We start from the raw sequence: 17588 nt of genomic DNA on the forward strand, positions 1-17588 counted from the left end.
GGGCGTGTAATTCATCTCCGCCAATACCGATGCCCAGGCGCTGCGCCATTCCCACGCCAGCCACACCATCCAGCTCGGCGCCCAGATCACCCGCGGCCTCGGTGCGGGCGCGGATCCTGAAGTCGGCCGCAAGGCTGCCGAAGAGGGTCGTGACGAAATCCGCGCGGCCCTGGAAAAGGCCGACATGGTCTTCATCACCACCGGCATGGGTGGCGGCACCGGCACCGGCGCCGCCCCCGTGGTGGCGGCCATTGCCCGCGACATGGGCATCCTCACCGTCGGCGTGGTCACCAGGCCTTTCAACTTTGAAGGCAAAAAACGCCAGCAGCACGCCCTCTCCGGCATCGACGAACTCTCCCAGTATGTGGACTCGCTGGTCATCATCCCCAATGAGAAGCTATTGTCCGTCCTCGGCAAGAACATCAGCCTCAAGGACGCCTATCAGGCCGCCGACAACATCCTCCTCGGCGCCGTGCAGGGCATCTCCGAACTGGTCACCCGCCCCGGCCTGATGAACCTCGACTTTGCCGACGTCCGCACCATCATGTCCGGCATGGGCCTGGCGATGATGGGTGCCGCCAGCGGTCGCGGCGAAAACCGCGCCAAGGACGCCGCCACCCGTGCTGCTTCCAGCCCGCTGCTGGACGACATCAACCTCGCGGGTGCCCGCGGCATTCTGGTCAACATCACCGCCGGCATGGACCTGACTTTGGGCGAGTTTGAAGAAGTCGGCGAACTGATCCGTGGTTATGCGGCAGATGACGCCAACGTCAAGGTCGGTACGGTGTTGGATCCGGAACTGGAAGGTGAACTGCGGGTTACGGTGGTCGCTACTGGATTACAAAGGGAACCCGTGCGTCTGGCGGTCGAAAATATTCGTACCCGCCCGGCTGCGACCCCGGCCACTGCCGCAGACTGGCGCAATCTCGACAAGCCCACCGGCATGCGTCAGGCCGAACGCTCCGCCGCCTCGGTTGCCCCCGCCCGCGGCGGCAATAACACCCCGAACTACGCCGATCTGGACATCCCCGCCTTCTTGCGCCGCCAGGCGGACTAAGGCCGGTAAACCGGGTCAGCGCAATAACGGCGCTTGACCTGGACGGCAGCGTTCTTTGCTCGGCCGCGGCCCCTTAGCCGCTGCCTGTCGCACCAGCTCGTCTGCATCCGTCAGCAACTGCATACGCTGAACTTGCGTCAGCAATGGATTGCGGGCGATGGCATAGCGCACGTTAGGGGCGTGATCCTGACAAAAAACCCCCACCTGTTCTGCCGTTAAATCCGGCCTTTTCGCAATACACAGGCGGATAACGTAGTCCCCATCCGCTGCCAGCACCGCTACCTCATCCAACCGCAGGTCCGCACGGCGGGCAAAATAGCAGCGGGTCTGCATCCACTGCTCAGTCAACAGAAACGGCCGGTACACTTCTGGCAATTCCGGACTCAATGCCCACTGCAACCGGGCATCCAGGGTAAGGGTCCACCATGGATCTTCCGTCATTTTCCTCTTATACCCGGTAACACAGCCCTCGTCGCCAGCGTGATCAGCCCACAACCAGATGCCCAGAAGCATCACGGTCGGCGGCGCTTATCACCTTGCGGTAACGGCTGAGGTCCCTGACACTCTGAATGGGTGTTTCGAGCAAAGCAGAAAGGTTGCGCAAAATGCCATTGACCACCTTGCCCTCCCAAATCGCGTCGAAATGAATCTGGGTATCCAGCCATTGCTCCAGCCAGCCTGGGTCCGGAAGATGACTCTGCACGCTATCCTCGGGATACATCGCCTTGTTCACATGGAGATTGGTGGGATGCAATGCCTTCGCCGTCTTGGTGTTGGCCATGAGCACACCGATCTTGGCAAAAGCCAGACGCGCACTGTCCCCGAGGCGGTCAATGGCGCGCCGCATATATTTCAGATAAATACCCGCGTGCCGCGCCTCGTCCTTGGATAGTACCTCATAAATCGAGCGGATCACCGGCTCGCTATGCCACTGCGCCGCACATTTATACCAGTGTGTCAGGCGGATTTCGCCGCAAAAATGGAGCATGAGGGTTTCCATCGCCGGCGCCGGATCAAATTCAAAGCGCACATTGTGCAGCTCTTCTTCCGTCGGCAGATATTCCGGCGCGAAGCGGCGCAAGTATTCCATGAGCACCAGGGCATGCTTCTGCTCTTCGTAGAACCAGATGGACATGAAGGCCGAAAAATCGGAGTCGTTCCGGTTGTCGCGGAGAAACATCTCCGTCGCCGGGAGTGCCGACCACTCGGTGACCGCATTCATCTTGATCGTGCGCAACTGCTCATCACTGACCAGGGTACGGTCAAACTGCTCCCAGGGGATATCCGTGGCCATGTTCCAGCGCGCGGCCTCCAGCGATTTGAACAACTCGGGGTATAACATGGCGAACCAACCTCTCTGGCGTGCTCAATAATGCGTGCCTGGGCACATCAAACCTTGCGGCAACACCCGCGAAGCTTCGTATATACAATTTTGGCATTGTACGCCAAATCCCCGCATTGGGCGATGGCCCCGTTTTATTTCCCCTCGCATCCGCCCCAGGCACGAACGACCTGGATTTATCCGGCCATTTGCGGCAGACTTCGCCAGATATACCTAGTGTCGCGCGGAATCTATGGCTGCATCTTCTCCCCATATCCTTGTACTGCATGGCCCGAATCTGAATCTGCTGGGTAGCCGCGAGCCCGGTCATTACGGGCAGACCACCCTCGCTGAAATCGATGCCGGGATGCAAACGCACGCGCAGGGATGGGGCTGGCGGCTACACAGTCTGCAGAGTAACGCCGAACACATACTGATCGACGCGGTTCAGGATGCGGCCCGGCAGGGTGTCACATACATCATCATCAACCCCGCGGCCTTCACCCATACCAGTGTCGCCCTGCGTGATGCGCTGGCCGCCGTCCAGATCCCCTTTATTGAAGTGCATTTGTCCAACATCCATGCCCGGGAAGCGTTCCGCCGTCACTCCTATTTCTCCGATCTCGCCCAGGGTGTCATCGCGGGACTGGGTGCAGACGGATATTTTCTGGCGCTGGATGCCATTCATCGGCGTCTGAAGCGCCATAATCCATAACTGATACCAAGGAAAGAGCATGGATATTCAATTCATCCGCCGCCTGGCTGAACTGCTTGAAAAGAGTGCCATTGATGAAATAGAAGTGGTGGAGGGTGATAGCAAAGTCCGCATCACCCGGCACATCGCACCAACCCACACCGCACCCAGCGTCACCTACACCCAACCCGTACCGATGGCCGCTGCAGTTCCGACCCCGGCCATCGCACCAGCCGCAGCACCTTCTGCAGCCGCCGTTGAGCAGCCACCCCAAGGCTACATGATCAAATCCCCGATGGTCGGCACCTTTTACCGCGCCGCCTCCCCCGAAGCCGCGCCCTTTGTGGAAGAAGGCAGCATCATTAAGGCGGGCCAAACCCTCTGCATCATCGAAGCCATGAAGTTGCTCAACGAAATTGAGGCTGACATCTCCGGAAAAGTGATCAAGGTTCTCGCCGGCAATGGCCAGCCCGTCGAATATGGTGAACCCTTGTTCATCATTGCTCCCGAGAATTGAGATGTTCGAAAAAATCCTCATTGCCAACCGCGGCGAGATCGCCCTGCGCATTCAGCGCGCCTGCCGCGAACTAGGCATCCGCACCGTCGCCGTCCACTCCGAGCCGGATCGCGATCTTCTGCATGTCAAACTCGCCGACGAGTCGGTGTGCATCGGCCCGGCGCCCAGCGACAAAAGTTATCTGAATATTCCCGCCGTGATTGCCGCCGCCGAAGTGACCGATGCCGAAGCGATTCATCCTGGCTACGGCTTCCTTTCGGAAAATGCCGACTTCGCCGAACGGGTTGAAAAAAGTGGATTTGCCTTCATTGGGCCACGTGCCGAAACCATCCGCCTGATGGGCGACAAAATTGCCGCCAAGACGGCGATGAAGAAGGCTGGCGTACCCTGTGTGCCGGGCTCCGATGGACCGCTACCCGACGATAACGAGGCCCTCAAAGCCCTCGCCCGCGAGATCGGTTATCCGGTCATTCTCAAGGCCGCCGGTGGTGGTGGTGGTCGCGGTATGCGGGTCGTGCATACGGAAGCGCACCTCATCAACGCCGCCAATCTGACCCGCGCCGAGGCGGGCAAGGCCTTTGGCAACCCCACCCTGTACATGGAAAAGTTCCTGGAGACGCCGCGCCATATCGAGTTTCAGATACTCTGCGATGCCCATGGCCATTGCGTCCATCTGGGTGAACGGGACTGCTCGGTGCAGCGCCGCCACCAGAAAGTCATCGAAGAAGCGCCAGCCCCCGGTATCAGTGCCGCCCAGCGGGCTGAAATCGGCGCATCGGTAGTCCTCGCCTGCGAGGATATGGGCTATCGGGGCGCCGGCACGATCGAGTTTCTCTACGATCCGGGCAGCCAGACCTTCTATTTCATTGAAATGAATACACGCCTGCAGGTCGAGCACCCGGTCACGGAGCTGATTACCGGCATCGACATCGTCAAGGCGCAAATCCGTATCGCAGCAGGTCTGCCTCTCGGGATTCGGCAGGAAGACGTTGTACTCAGCGGTCACGCCATCGAGTGCCGCATCAATGCCGAAGACCCGGAGCGTTTCGTACCCTCTCCGGGACAAATCACCGCCTGGCATCCACCCGGCGGGCCGGGAATACGGGTCGACAGTCACATTTATGCGGGTTATCGAGTGCCGCCCTTCTACGACTCCATGATCGGCAAAATCATCGCTTTCGGAGGCGACCGAGAGGAAGCCAACATGCGTATGCGCAGTGCCCTGCGCGAGACCACCATTGAGGGTATTCAGACCAACATTCCCTTGCACCGGCGAGTCCTGGAAGAGGCCCAGTACGCCGCAGGCGGGGTGCATATCCACTATCTGGAGGCCTTGCTCGCCCTATGAAAATCGCCTGGTGGCAGCTCGACATGCGCGTCCCCGCGACAGCCGCGACAGCCATCGAGGCGCAATTGCTGGATGCTGGGGCAGAAGCCGTCACCTTTCTTGAAGGCGATGACGGTGAAGCCGTGTTCGATGAAGGCCTGATCTGGCAGAACAGCCAGTGCCAGGCCTTATTTGCTGCCGACGACCATAGTGAAGCGGCCCTGCAAAGGCTGGTCAGCGACAATGACTGGCAGCGATTCGCAGCACAGTTCACCCCGCTGGAGGAACAAGACTGGGTAGCGGCAACGCAGGCCGCCTTCCCGGCACGCTGCTTCGGTCGCCTCTGGGTAGCCCCCAGTTGGGATGCGGCGCCCGCCGACGCCACTCGCGTGCTGCATCTCGACCCCGGCCAGGCCTTTGGCACCGGCGCCCACGCCACCACGGCTCTCTGCCTGCGTTTCCTGGACGCGCAGATCTGCGGGGGCGAAAGCCTTATCGATTACGGTTGCGGCTCCGGCATCCTGGCTATCGCCGGGCTGCTGCTGGGTGTCGACCAGGCGTTCGGCGTCGATACGGACCCCGTTGCGCTGCAGGTAGCCGCCGCCAATGCTGAAAGCAACGGCGTCAGTACCGGCCTGCAGCTCGCACTACCGGAAAACGCCAGTTTGCCCATGGCCGACATCCTGGTCGCCAACATTCTGGCGACCCCCTTGTTGGCCCTCGCGCCCACCTTGGCTCACTCTGTCCGTCCAGGAGGCTGGATCGCGCTATCCGGCATCCTGCACCATCAGGAAGCGGAGATTAACGCCGCCTATAAACCCTATTTCGATCTCGCCGCCCCGCAACACGAAGAAGACTGGTCGCTCCTCTATGGCCAGCGCAAAATCGGAGTATGACCATGGAAATCACCTGCCCCCGCTGTGAATCGACCTTCGCCACGGATGGTAACGCCCTGCGTGAGCATCACTATCAAGCGAAATGCAGCGTCTGCCAACAACTCTTCCATATAGATGTCGCCGCAGAGCATACGCGTGCCGGTAGCAGCCTGGGGCGCCGTCTGGGTAGACTTCTGCTCATCCTGGCCATTATCCTGCTGATTATCGCCCTGATTGGACAGGCACTTTGGTGGACACGCAGCTACAGTTACGCCGCCACCAGCGCGCCGGTACGCCGCGTCCTGCTGAATGGCGCAGAACAACTGGATATCACTATTCCATGGCCAGGCCCTAACAAAGACATCCGTATTTTAAACAGTCAGGTTACCCCGGTTGGGGATCGCCTGGCGCGCATCACCGGCAGCATCGAAAATGTGGCCAACAAAGTCCAGGCCTACCCAGTGATCGAAGTCACCCTCAGCAATGTCTATGGCGCACCCATTGCCCACCTGCATTTTACTGCAACGCAATACCTGAGCGGAGAATTCCATGCCAGCGCCGGATTTGTTCCCGGCACTGCGGTACCATTTACACTCAGCAGCCCCGCATTGACGGCCGCTGCCGGTTACCAAGTCACCCTCCTCAGCCGCTCCTGAGGAGGTTTGACCATGGAATCTACCGACATGTCTCTGAGCGATTGTGTGACGTTCGTTATGGACCGCTATTTGGCGGATTTACAGGGCGAAGTACCCAGCAACTTGCACGCACTGATAATAGACGAAGTGGAACGTGCCCTGCTCGCCAACACACTGCAGCATTGTAGTGGACAACGCGGCATGGCCGCCCAGTGGCTAGGCATCAATCGCAACACCCTGCGTAAGAAGCTACAAGCCTACGGATTAGATACCTGAATCCACTGCGGAGCGGCGTTCGCCACCGATTGCGGGTTCGCACCGGCCACATTGCCGCTGCCATTCAGGTACTGCTGATAATACGCGAGTACCCGCGGCACGTAAGCCTGGGTCTCTGTAAAGGGCGGAATATGATAACCCGCCCGGATCACGGCCTTCGATCCCGCGTTGTAGGCGGCTACGGCCAGTTTCAGGTCCCCACTAAATACACGCAGCAAATGGGCCAGATACGCCGTGCCACCGTTGATGTTATCAGCCGGACTGAACGAATTCGCCACCCCGAAACGATCAGCCGTCGCCGGGATGAGTTGCATCAACCCGATCGCACCCTTGGGTGAAACCGCCCCCGCATTATAACCGGACTCGGCGCTAATCACGGCGTTAATCAGCGCCGGACTGACCCCGTAACGGCTAGCCGCCGCCTGAATCAGCGCCTGATAATGCGCCCTGGCCAACCTATTAAAATCCGCGCGCGCCACGGCTACCGCCATTTTCGGCGTCCGCATCACCATCCGGTACTTGTCATTCCCGGCAGGCACGTTGGTCAGATGCACCACCCCGCTGCTATCGGTATAGGCGTAAATATTGGCTTCCGCCGTGCTTCCGCAAAGGAATAGCATCGCACCGAGCATCAGGCCAACCCTCACTTCACTACCCGCAGTGACGGGCGCTCGGGCTTACCTGAGGAGGTATCCGCGTTCTCAACAGCGCCCCTTTCCCGGGACGGCGGCGGTGTGGTTGGGATTTCGGGATCGGCAAAACCGATCCCCTCCTGCGTCTCCGCAGCGTAAATCGCCGCCACAGCCGCCATCGGTACATCCACCGTGCGGGCGACCCCACCAAAGCGGGCGTTAAAAGAAATCCAGTCGTCCGCCATGCTGAGACTGTGGCAAGCGCGCGGCGAGACATCAAGAATCATCCGTCCATCCTTTTCGTAGCCGCTCGGGACAGAAACTCCCGGATAAGCCACGACCACCAGAATATACGGCGTATGTCCCTGGTCCACGCACCACTGATAGACGGCATTGAGCAGATAGGGCTTAGCACTTTCAGGTAACAATTTTTGTTCTCCATCATCATCAGCGTTCAGCAACTGAAACTCGTTCGGGAGAGAATATCTCAGCTACCTGGGCGGTACAGACCTAAAGACATGAAGTCTGATCCTATCAGTGCTATATCTACACTCGTCCGTATAGTGTTTATAGACGATTTTTCGGAATTCTCAAGATAGCTCAGATGCAGACGGTAGGATCAGGCAACTGCACTACCCCCCCAGCACCAGGATCATTATAACATATCTACATGTTTTAACACGATTTTCGTAAAAATCTCGCAGAGCAGACCATTTGGGTACATTCAAAAAAATATCACACCTCGGTTACAGCAATCTCTAAAATATGAGGCATAACGCGTGCGCTTTGGTGATCGGCCCCGCTGGTGCGGGAGCCATCCGGCTGCACGGCCATCCTGCAAGATGCAGAGGCGCGGGTAGAGAACTCTTGGGCAGCAGGCTATAGAGCGGACGAGGTCTCGGCGGCGCGGCGGTTGGGCAGGCTTGGCGAGGGCCGGCCGTTAGCGCGCTCGTTGGGGCCGTCATTGGCTCGGTGAGTGACTCTTTGCTGAAAGAGAGATAACCTATGTTGCCACAATAGCTCACAGAGTCTGCAAAGAGAATATATCAACTCATGCTAGAAACGATCATACTATGTATGTCGGCGAGTATAATATTCAGCCAGGTCGTGCTTGCCATGCTAGTCCTTTGCCCCCGTTGCAAATTGATCAGCCCAAATTTGGTCAGCTTACCTCAAACCGCTATTGCACGCCGCGAAATTGCTCTCACCTTCGACGACGGACCACATGAAGAGATAACCCCTCAAATACTAGATCACCTAGACCTACATAACGCCAAAGCCACTTTTTTTTGCATTGGTGAGAAAGTTGCTGTGTACCCGGACTTAGTCGCCGAAATAATTCGTAGAGGCCACAGCGTAGAGAATCACAGTTATCGCCACCATACGTTCTTCGCGTTCGGCAGCCCAAATTTATTGGAGAATGAAATTTCTAAAACACAAAAAATGATCGAAGCCGCGACACATGGAATCGCACCACGTTTCTTTCGCGCTCCTTTTGGCTTCCGCAGTCCATTCTTGGGAGGGGTATTGCGGAGGATGTCCCTGCGACACGTCGCCTGGACTCGACGTGGATACGACACAACATGTCGAAATCCTGACACGGTATTCCGTCGGCTCAGCCGCAATCTGGCCGCCGGTGATATATTGTTACTGCATGACGGCAACTCGAGGCGCGCAACAACTGGCCACGCAGTAGTGCTAGACGTGTTACCCAGACTGCTGGAACTCTGTAAGCATAAGAAACTACATAGCGTGTCTTTATCGACGATATTTACGGATATCCAAACGCTCCCACAGATAGGCAGCCAAACCAGTACAAGTGATTGCGGTGATCACAGATCATCGATGAATACTCTGAGTTAACCGGTCAGCGTAGTTTTTATAGACAGCGCAACTGAGGGAATGGTAGATGGCCAAAGAACAACAGGTATCAGGCGAACGTCTTGCGACACACGAATGTGACGTTCTGGTTATTGGTGGCGGACCGGCAGGTTCGACAATCGGCGCACTGCTCGCAGAGCGTGGCTACCAAATAACCATACTAGAAAAAGCACACCATCCACGATTCCATATAGGCGAGTCACTGCTCCCGGCCAATTTACCCCTGTTGCACCAATTGGGTGTTGCCGATGAGGTAGATCGTATCGGGATGAAAAAATGGGGTGCGGAATTCAACTCGCCCTATCATGCGGGGAAAAGGCAAACCTTCATATTTGCCGATGCATGGGACAAGTCCATGCCCATGGCTTATCAGGTAAGACGCGCGGACTTTGATGATATTCTTTTTCGTAACGCGCAGAAAAAGGGCGCGGAAACGATTGAGGGGTGCCGTGCCCAGTCAGTCGAATTTTTACCACACGGAAAAGGTGTCGTAGTTCACGCCCTCCGCGAGGACGGCTCGAAAGAAACATGGCAGACACGTTTCCTGGTTGATGCGTCCGGTAGAGATACCTTTCTCGGAACACTTTTCCAGACCAAACGTAATAATCCAAAACATAATAGTTCCGCCCTTTATGCGCACTTCCGCGGCGCACATCGCCTCATCGGCCGCGAGGAGGGCGATATTTCGATATTCTGGTTTGCACACGGATGGTTTTGGTTCATCCCGTTAGCCGACGGAACGACCAGTGTAGGCGCGGTCGTGTGGCCCTATTATCTCAAGACACGAAAAAAGTCCATAGAAGATTTCTTCGCTGAGACTATCGCCATGTCTCCCGAGCTGGCGGAGCGCTTAGCGGACGCACAACGCGTGACCGATGTCGATGCTACTGGCAACTACTCCTATATCTGCAATCAGACCCATGGGGCTAATTATCTCATGCTGGGTGATGCGTTCGCATTTTACGATCCCGTCTTTTCATCGGGCGTCATGCTCGCCATGCAAAGCGCATTTGTCGGTACGGATACTATTGATACTTGCCTTCGGCAGCCGAAACGCGCCGCCGCCGCACTGCGTCGCTTTGACCGGAAAGTTCGGCACGGAGGCAGGGTATTCTCCTGGTTTATTTACCGTATTACACAGCCCACCATGCGCGATATGTTTATGCAGCCCCGTAACCTAGTACGAACCAAAGAAGCCGTACTATCCGTTCTCGCGGGGGATATATTTAATAAAACACCGATTTGGACCTCTTTAATAATCTTTAAGATGATCTATCATATAACGTCGATACGGTACTTCAGCCGTTCTTGGGCGGCACACAAAAAGCGAAAGGAGGATATCAAGATTTAACCATGAGCTTAGATAACGTCATGACAAGAACCACTGGCACGCAGCTTACGCTTACTTATGCGCCCGCAGCAGAGGCATTAAACAATGACGCGCTGCGAACAAAAAATATTCTCGGTATCGTTCTGTTCAACAGCCAGCTCACGTCAGGGATCGGCACCAACCATAATAGTGGATTTCTAAAAACACCCCTGACCATTTGCGGATCTGATGTCTGTGAAATCTGGAGTACGACACAGACTGTGGTTCCCGGACACTATTTGGATATATGCTATCGGCGTAGCGCAACCCTTACTTTGGGCAGCATTACCCTGGCTATAACAACATTTACAGGAGATGGCGACGACGTCAGCCCCCCTCCCATTCAGTCGTGTGCTCAAGAAGCCTACCAACAAATATTCAACCTCCTCCAACACATCGGACATCCTCACCTGCTACGCGTCTGGAATTTTCTACCCGATATCAATGGCACCACGCACGGCTTGGAACACTATCGCCAGTTCAATGTTGGACGCCAAAGTGCGTTTATTGCCCACAACCGACTTGCCGAAGAAAGCAGCATCCCCGCCGCGAGCGCCGTAGGAACATCCACCGAAAACTTAGTCGTACACTTTCTCGCCGGGCAGCACAAATCTGTAGCTCTGGAAAATCCCCGACAGATTAGCGCCTATTGCTACCCCAAAAAATATGGGCCATGCAGCCCCACCTTCTCGCGCGGCGGCTGGCTTAATCTCGATCGGCAACATGTCTTATTTATTTCTGGAACCGCAAGCATTGTTGGACATAAGACCTTGCACATCGACGATGTCGCCGCACAAACTAAGGAAAGCATACGGAACATTTCCGCGGTTGTCGATGAAGCGAATCGCGTCGCTGGGAATCATTTACATAAATTAAACACACTGAACTATCGTGTCTATTTCCGCAATACCGCAGACTTAACCATTATCCAGACAGAGCTGAATCGGCTTATCGCGCCGCCTGTGGAAACGCTATATATCCAGGCTGATATCTGCAGAGCTGAGCTCCTCGTTGAGATCGAGGCCACCGGCGGTGTCGTGCATCTATAAAATTCAAAACGTACGGCATCTATTTAGATAACACCACAATAACGGCATTAGAGTCCTATCACGATATGACTATTTACAAAGCACCTCTTTAGATTTTGGTAATTTACCTTTTTGTATCTTACTGGTAGACTGATCCTTCACGACCTTCTCGTGGAAAAATGATTGGCTGAACATACCGACTGATTAAGCCCTAATTGACAGCTTTAGATTGAGCACCATTTAACATCCCACATCGGAGAAATAATAATAAAACCAATCATGAATGCCCTCAAACTATTATCTGTCACTTGCCTGGCCTCGGGACTGATTGGCTGCGCAACCCAGGAGCATCGGCCTGCATCGATTACTCCAGCACCCCAGGCCGGCGCAGTAGCGCTAGCCCCTACGGCCAACACAGCCTCGGTACCGGTCACCACTACCACAAAAATCAGGGTCCTCCCCGCTCCCGGTTCGCCATTCTCCATTCTCCATTCTCCATTCTCCAAATTGGAGGTAGGCATGTCCCGACGCCAGGTCGAGCAACTGATCGGTTTTCCAGACCACATATTGAGCCACATTGCTGGCAAGCAATTTATTCCATTCTACTTTGGCGGAGATACTCGCCGTACAGAAGCGTCTTATAAGGGCCATGGCATCCTTTTACTTATGACAACAACTCCCGATTTGGATCAACGGATACTTTGCTTATAATAACGGTGGACACGAACACCCCGTAAAAAAGACAAGGTCTCGTTGTAAATCATACCGACCGGAAATCAACGGCTTCAGCACAAATCGCGAAGCTGTTGACACAAATTGTTACTCGTGATAGAAGATAAGAAAATCTGGTAATTTATTTAAGATAATTACCTTTGCCCAGGGCAGCGTCAATGTTGGACTGCATACAGACTAAGGGGCAGACATCCATGCAGATACATGCTAACCGGGTACTGTTGCAGGCCAGACCCTCGCGATCAATATCTCTATCCCATGAGCGTTTTTGATAAAATACGCTCTGCCCGGGAATACGTAGTATTCTACGTTGGTCTCGCGCTCTTGGCAGGCATTAGTCTTTTATGGTCTATTTTTGCGCTACCCATGAACATTATACTTCCAACAAAGTGGCGGAAGTTAACGGGGCGATGGGTTATTTCCATGGGGTTTAGGCGGTATTTGCGGGCCTTATCCGTTATGGGTGCTTGCCATTTTGATATTAGTGCACTCGACGCACTCAATGATGAATCACCGATGGTCATCGCACCAAATCATCCCTCACTACTCGACGCGGTTATGATCCTTTCGCGCATGCCGCGCCTGGCATGCATTATGAAAGCGGAATTGGTAGATAATCCATTCTTTGGCGCCGGTGCGCGCTTGGCCTGTTACATTCGTAATGACGCCTTACGCCACATGCTTCACCTTGCCGTCGAGGAACTACGTGGTGGCAGTCATTTACTCCTTTTCCCAGAAGGCACACGAAGTCATCCTCTGCCAATTGGCGCCATACGGGGCAGCATTGCGCTGATTGCCAAGCAGGCCCATGTCCCCATTCAAACCATATTAATCACCGCGGATTCTCCCTTTCTCGGTAAGGGATGGCCCTTCTTTCGCAAGCCGGCCATGCCTATTCATTACCGTATAGAGATAGGCCGCCGCTTCGACCCACCAACGGACGTACGCCGTACTATGGCGGAACTGGAGACCTATTTCCAGGCAGCTCTGGCAAGCAACCCCTTACCACCAACAGCGGCTGCAGATGAATCGTAATGGAACAATCCTCCAGCACCCACTTATTGATTATTCCGAGCTACAACCCCGGGCCTAAGGTGTATGAAACCGTGACTGCGGCGCGTCAGCATTGGAACCCTGTCTGGATCGTCGTGGACGGCAGCACAGACGGCACTACCCTGGGCCTCCAGGAATTAGCGCGCCTAGATAGTGGATTGCGTATTCTGTCCCTCTCCCGCAACCGCGGCAAAGGAGAAGCCATACTATTTGGCTTGGAGCAAGCCCAGTTACAGGGTTATACCCACGTGTTGACGATGGACTCTGACGGTCAGCACCCTGCCGGGGCGGTTCCCGCATTTATGCAGGCATCGGTCCACAACCCTGACGCTATGATCCTCGGCGTACCGATTTTTGATGCCAGCGCCCCCCCGCTTCGGGTAAAAGGTCGCAAGATATCTAACTGGTGGGCCAATCTAGAAACGTTAGGCGAGGGTATTGGCGACTCCCTGTTTGGCTTTCGCGTTTATCCCATAGCCCCCCTGCAGCGCCTCATGCACAAACAGCGCTGGATGCGGCGTTTCGACTTCGATCCCGAAGCCGCTGTACGAATGTCCTGGATGGGAATCCGTATTATCAATTTACCGGCACCCGTTCGTTATTTTGAGACCAGCGATGGCGGGGTTTCTCATTTTCATTATCTGCGTGATAACGTTCTGTTAACTTGGATGCACACCCGCTTATTTTTCGGCTTCATAATACGCCTGCCTAGGTTATTAGCGCGCCGAATACGGCACCAACATTAGCTGTCTATGCCCCACTGCTCAACATTTTTAAGGAGACACGACCTCCCCATTTTGCCCATGCGCATGGGGTAACCAGCGCCGCAACAGCGGCGTTGTGACAACGGTGCTCACAATCGCCATAATGACCAGCATGGTAAAAACCTTCTCCGAAATAGCCCCCATATCATAACCCACGTTAATGACAATAAGCTCCATGAGTGCCCTGGTATTCATCATGACCCCAATTATTTTCCCCTGATGATGATTTAATCCTGAAATCCGCGCGGCAGCATACACGCCAGCAAACTTAGAGATCGTCGCCAATATCAATATTAAACCACACCAAATCCACAGGCCCACGCCATCGAGCGCAGCAATATTAGTTCGCAAGCCGGTATAGGTAAAAAATATTGGCAGAAAAAAGACCAAAACGAAGGGGGCAATACGTTCTTGCCATAATTTGGCAAAAGTGGCTTCGTCATACAATATGACGCCCATGACAAACGCCCCAAAAATCGTAAATATTCCTAACGCTGAAGTAATCATACCCGAGATGAATATGCTTACTAAAACAATCCCCAGAAAAGTCGCAGATATCTCATGCTCGGCGTTAAAGTAGCGGACAGCCCATTTCATGAGTGGGCGAACAAAAACAAACCATGCAAAAACGAACAAAAGAACAAAAAATACCTTGGCCAAAAACAGGGAAAATTGAAATTGCGCAAGTGCCAAGGCCGTAACCAGCGCGAGCAGCAACCAGCCCACCACGTCATTTATCGCCGCAGCGCTGATGGCGATCACACCAAGTCGAGATTTCGTTATGCCCAGTTCCATCATTATTCGACCGAGAACAGGAACAGCCGTAATGGAAAAAGCGGTAGCCACAAATAGCGCCGAGACCCAGCGATTCGCCTCCGGAGAAAGCAGAGGAGCGCTCATGAAGCCCACGCCAAAACCCGTAGCGAATGGTAACAACAGGCTAGCCATCGCTATCCATAACACTACACGACGATTGGTTTTTTCCTTAAGATGCGAAAAATCAAATTCCAGACCGACCTGAAACATCAGTAAGATGAGGCCCAACTGTGAAAGGATATCTAACGGCCCTGACGGAGTAGAATGGAAGACCCAATGAAAAGGAACTGGCATTATCCAGCCAAATAATGAAGGACCCAACAGAATGCCCGCAATAATTTCCCCAACAACAGCGGCCTGCGCTATTCTGACAGCAAAGTTTCCCGCGAGGCGCGCGGCCAAAATAATAATGCAGAGTTGTGCCAGGGTAAAAAATATGAGACGTTCAGATTGTTGGGTTGCCAAATCTGAAATAGGGTTGCCAATAGTCATAAGATTGTTTCTATGTTCATACCATGGCACCATTGACCGATATAATCTGCCCGCTGATGTAAGCCGCTTTTTCTGAGGCCAGGAAACCCACAAGATCGGCAACTTCGGCCGGTTGCCCCGCCCGCCCCATGGGCACCACCTGGGTGATACGCGCAGCATCAAAAGCCTGCGCACTCATTTCCGTGGCGATAATACCGGGCGCAACGGCATTGACGGTAATACCCCGATTGGCCACTTCCAACGCGAGCGATTTGGTAGCGGCATGTAAGGCACCTTTCGCTGCTGCGTAATTTACTTGTCCGCGATTCCCCATAAGCGCTGCCACGGAGGTGATATTAATGATCCGTCCCCAGCGGGTGCGGATCATGGGCATCAACACGGCCTGCGTAACATGGAAAAAGCCGTTCAACGAAACATCTATGACCTCCTGCCACTGCTGCGGACTGAGCCCTGGAAAAGCCGCATCATCGTGGATTCCGGCGTTATTGACCAAAACCTGTATCGGCCCCGATACAATCAACTCCTGCACGGCCTGAGTCGTCGTCTCGCGGTCAGTGATATCGAAGGCAGACACCACTGCGCGACCTCCTGCGTCTCTGATGGACACCGCCAAAGCGGTGGCTTTTGTCAGGTTACGATGGGTGTGAATAATGACGTCAAAGCCATCTGCGGCCAGCCTTTGGCAGATAGCGGCACCAATGCTACCGCTCCCGCCCGTCACCAAGGCACGTTTACACATCTGGGGCTTCCTGTTTGGCCGCCACAGATTCTGGCGATTGGCTGTTTTCCAGCGCGTCCGGCTCCACAAAAATAATGATCCGACCTTTAACGAGCATACGTCGGTCAGTGGAAATAACGAAGTTGTAAAGCAAACTGCTGTGGGCCGCAAGTCTTGTTGCACTGACCGCCAAATCGCCATCGATATCGTCGAGGCGCGTTATTTCCATACATAATTCTCGGACACTCGCGATGTAACCAGCACCGGCCACTTGGGGACCATCTCCCCTTTTCTTCCACACTAATGCATCATGTACAGCCATGGCCTGTGCCGCATATTCGACACTGCAAACCGCCCCCAGCCGCCCACCTACACGCAATGGGTTGCTTGCGCTCCGATGGCTGCTCGCGATACAGAGAATCTGTTCGTCATCCCAGCGCTCTACGCAATCCAGTAAGAGCATATTGCCTTTATGCGGAATGTGATCGGAGATCCACTGACGACCTATCAACACGGTGCCACTTCAAGCACCAGATATTGAGAAGGCAAATACTCCAATACGATATTTCCGGTATCGCGCCTTGCGATGGATTGCAGCAGCGGCAGACAACGCGCCGCGGGGATAGCTCTAGCGAGATCGTCAAGCAGCACGTCGGACATCGCTTGCCCAGGCCGCTCGGCAAAGGGCATATCGCCAGCAATCCGGATCTGCGCCAGCGATTTACCGGGCAGCGGCGTTACCGTCAATAACAGCGCAACCGCAAAAATATCGGGTACCGGGCGAGCGGCGTATAGCGGGAAGGGATAATCCTGATCACTGGCCACCAGCAACACGGGGGTACGGAGCGTCAGCAGCAGCGACACGGCTTCTAACAGGCCAGCCGCAAAACTCCCATCATAGGCGCTCACCACAGACGATGGCGCCATCGCGCCCGTCGCAATACCCCAGTAACCAGAAATCGCGTTATGCACGGAATTGTGAAACTGGGTGGGCGATATCAGGTGGTCGCCTGCGGCCATCGCGGAACAAATGGCGTTGCAGATATCCCCATCGCCACCCGAAGACGCAAACACCGATGCGGACTCTGCAGGTAAGACACCCGCCATGGCGCAGGCCTCATATCCCACCTGCAGTGCGGCCATGACCCCTCTGCTGGCGCGGCGTCGTTCTGCCGGGGGTAAGGATTCCGGCGGCGATAATATCGTTTTTCTGGGTAGATAAGTATGTTCACCCTTCAGCAAATATACGGCCTCTTGCCAGCTTTGGATGCCCGGCCCCAACACACCAATGCCCTCCACATACACAGGATGCATAGCAAAACTCCGGTTCGTTAAATGGGACGGCCAAAAATCAGGCTGCAGTTACTGCCACCAAAACCGAATGAATTACTTAACACTGTG

At 54.9% G+C, this 17588-nt stretch carries 20 protein-coding genes; 12 read left to right on the plus strand and 8 right to left on the minus strand.

The genetic code is table 11. The annotated features are described in order from the left end of the window. Positions 1-13 precede the first annotated feature (13 nt). Positions 14-1057 (plus strand): cell division protein FtsZ, encoded by a 1044-nt coding sequence (gene ftsZ / locus AC2VNK_RS01185; RefSeq protein ID WP_486882516.1) that lies wholly within the window; start codon positions 14-16, stop codon positions 1055-1057. Between the two features lie 15 nt (positions 1058-1072). Here ftsZ and AC2VNK_RS01190 read toward each other — a convergent pair whose 3' ends face one another. Next, complete coding sequence (locus AC2VNK_RS01190; protein WP_291509982.1) at positions 1073-1498, minus strand: hypothetical protein; 426 nt, start codon at positions 1496-1498, stop codon at positions 1073-1075. Positions 1499-1541: 43 nt separating this feature from the next. Continuing rightward, complete coding sequence (locus tag AC2VNK_RS01195; RefSeq protein ID WP_291523619.1) at positions 1542-2399, minus strand: ferritin family protein; 858 nt, start codon at positions 2397-2399, stop codon at positions 1542-1544. A 232-nt stretch (positions 2400-2631) separates the two neighbouring features. On the opposite strand from AC2VNK_RS01195, the gene aroQ reads away from it, so the two are divergent. From aroQ to AC2VNK_RS01225, 6 genes are read left to right on the plus strand one after another with little or no spacing between them, the layout of a single operon-like run. Continuing rightward, positions 2632-3093, plus strand: coding sequence for a type II 3-dehydroquinate dehydratase (gene aroQ, locus AC2VNK_RS01200; protein WP_291523617.1), 462 nt, complete (start codon positions 2632-2634; stop codon positions 3091-3093). A gap of 19 nt (positions 3094-3112) precedes the next feature. After that, positions 3113-3589 (plus strand): acetyl-CoA carboxylase biotin carboxyl carrier protein, encoded by a 477-nt coding sequence (accB, locus tag AC2VNK_RS01205; RefSeq protein ID WP_291523615.1) that lies wholly within the window; start codon positions 3113-3115, stop codon positions 3587-3589. A 1-nt stretch (position 3590) separates the two neighbouring features. Next, the gene (accC, locus tag AC2VNK_RS01210; protein ID WP_291523613.1) at positions 3591-4937 is read left to right on the plus strand and encodes an acetyl-CoA carboxylase biotin carboxylase subunit; all 1347 of its coding nucleotides are present in this window, start codon (positions 3591-3593) and stop codon (positions 4935-4937) included. Further along, on the plus strand, positions 4934-5812 hold the full coding sequence (gene prmA / locus AC2VNK_RS01215; protein ID WP_486882509.1) for a 50S ribosomal protein L11 methyltransferase: 879 nt from the start codon (positions 4934-4936) through the stop codon (positions 5810-5812). The genes accC and prmA overlap by 4 nt, the downstream gene beginning before the upstream one ends. Before the next feature lie 2 nt (positions 5813-5814). Then, positions 5815-6447 (plus strand): zinc-ribbon and DUF3426 domain-containing protein, encoded by a 633-nt coding sequence (locus AC2VNK_RS01220; RefSeq protein ID WP_291523609.1) that lies wholly within the window; start codon positions 5815-5817, stop codon positions 6445-6447. A 12-nt stretch (positions 6448-6459) separates the two neighbouring features. After that, positions 6460-6702 (plus strand): helix-turn-helix domain-containing protein, encoded by a 243-nt coding sequence (locus tag AC2VNK_RS01225; RefSeq protein ID WP_461275836.1) that lies wholly within the window; start codon positions 6460-6462, stop codon positions 6700-6702. On the opposite strand, the gene AC2VNK_RS01230 is transcribed toward AC2VNK_RS01225, so the two are convergent. Both AC2VNK_RS01230 and AC2VNK_RS01235 read right to left on the minus strand, forming a co-directional pair. Beyond that, on the minus strand, positions 6684-7334 hold the full coding sequence (locus AC2VNK_RS01230) for a lytic transglycosylase domain-containing protein (RefSeq protein WP_291523605.1): 651 nt from the start codon (positions 7332-7334) through the stop codon (positions 6684-6686). The two genes, AC2VNK_RS01225 and AC2VNK_RS01230, sit on opposite strands and share 19 nt — an antisense overlap. Before the next feature lie 11 nt (positions 7335-7345). Continuing rightward, positions 7346-7762: a ClpXP protease specificity-enhancing factor gene (locus AC2VNK_RS01235; protein ID WP_291523603.1), complete on the minus strand. Its 417-nt coding sequence runs from the start codon at positions 7760-7762 to the stop codon at positions 7346-7348. A 688-nt stretch (positions 7763-8450) separates the two neighbouring features. Between AC2VNK_RS01235 and AC2VNK_RS01240 the strand changes: the two genes are divergently transcribed. From AC2VNK_RS01240 to AC2VNK_RS01260, 5 genes are all read left to right on the plus strand, one after another. After that, positions 8451-9197, plus strand: a complete 747-nt coding sequence (locus AC2VNK_RS01240) for a polysaccharide deacetylase family protein (protein WP_486882517.1) — start codon at positions 8451-8453, stop codon at positions 9195-9197. Positions 9198-9243: 46 nt separating this feature from the next. Further along, entirely contained in the window at positions 9244-10566 is a 1323-nt protein-coding gene (locus tag AC2VNK_RS01245) for an NAD(P)/FAD-dependent oxidoreductase (protein WP_486882510.1), read from the plus strand. 2 nt (positions 10567-10568) lie between these two features. Then, entirely contained in the window at positions 10569-11633 is a 1065-nt protein-coding gene (locus AC2VNK_RS01250) for a chorismate transformation FkbO/Hyg5 family protein (protein ID WP_486882511.1), read from the plus strand. 969 nt (positions 11634-12602) lie between these two features. After that, on the plus strand, positions 12603-13379 hold the full coding sequence (locus AC2VNK_RS01255; RefSeq protein WP_486882513.1) for a lysophospholipid acyltransferase family protein: 777 nt from the start codon (positions 12603-12605) through the stop codon (positions 13377-13379). Beyond that, entirely contained in the window at positions 13379-14143 is a 765-nt protein-coding gene (locus tag AC2VNK_RS01260) for a glycosyltransferase family 2 protein (RefSeq protein ID WP_486882514.1), read from the plus strand. The genes AC2VNK_RS01255 and AC2VNK_RS01260 overlap by 1 nt, the downstream gene beginning before the upstream one ends. A gap of 27 nt (positions 14144-14170) precedes the next feature. On the opposite strand, the gene AC2VNK_RS01265 is transcribed toward AC2VNK_RS01260, so the two are convergent. Genes AC2VNK_RS01265 through AC2VNK_RS01280 form a run of 4 tightly spaced genes read right to left on the minus strand, consistent with a single transcriptional unit; the run spans position 14171 to position 17501 of the window. Then, a complete protein-coding gene (locus AC2VNK_RS01265) occupies positions 14171-15469 on the minus strand; it encodes a cation:proton antiporter (protein WP_486882515.1) in 1299 nt (432 codons plus the stop codon). A gap of 16 nt (positions 15470-15485) precedes the next feature. Next, a complete protein-coding gene (gene fabG / locus AC2VNK_RS01270; RefSeq protein WP_291523591.1) occupies positions 15486-16208 on the minus strand; it encodes a 3-oxoacyl-ACP reductase FabG in 723 nt (240 codons plus the stop codon). Further along, positions 16201-16701 (minus strand): hotdog family protein, encoded by a 501-nt coding sequence (locus tag AC2VNK_RS01275; RefSeq protein ID WP_291523590.1) that lies wholly within the window; start codon positions 16699-16701, stop codon positions 16201-16203. Before AC2VNK_RS01275 ends, fabG begins: the two co-directional genes overlap by 8 nt. Beyond that, positions 16695-17501: a beta-ketoacyl synthase chain length factor gene (locus AC2VNK_RS01280; RefSeq protein ID WP_291523588.1), complete on the minus strand. Its 807-nt coding sequence runs from the start codon at positions 17499-17501 to the stop codon at positions 16695-16697. The genes AC2VNK_RS01275 and AC2VNK_RS01280 overlap by 7 nt, the downstream gene beginning before the upstream one ends. Positions 17502-17588 lie beyond the last annotated feature (87 nt).

It is taken from the genome of Acidithiobacillus sp. TH-A35, assembly GCF_057473505.1.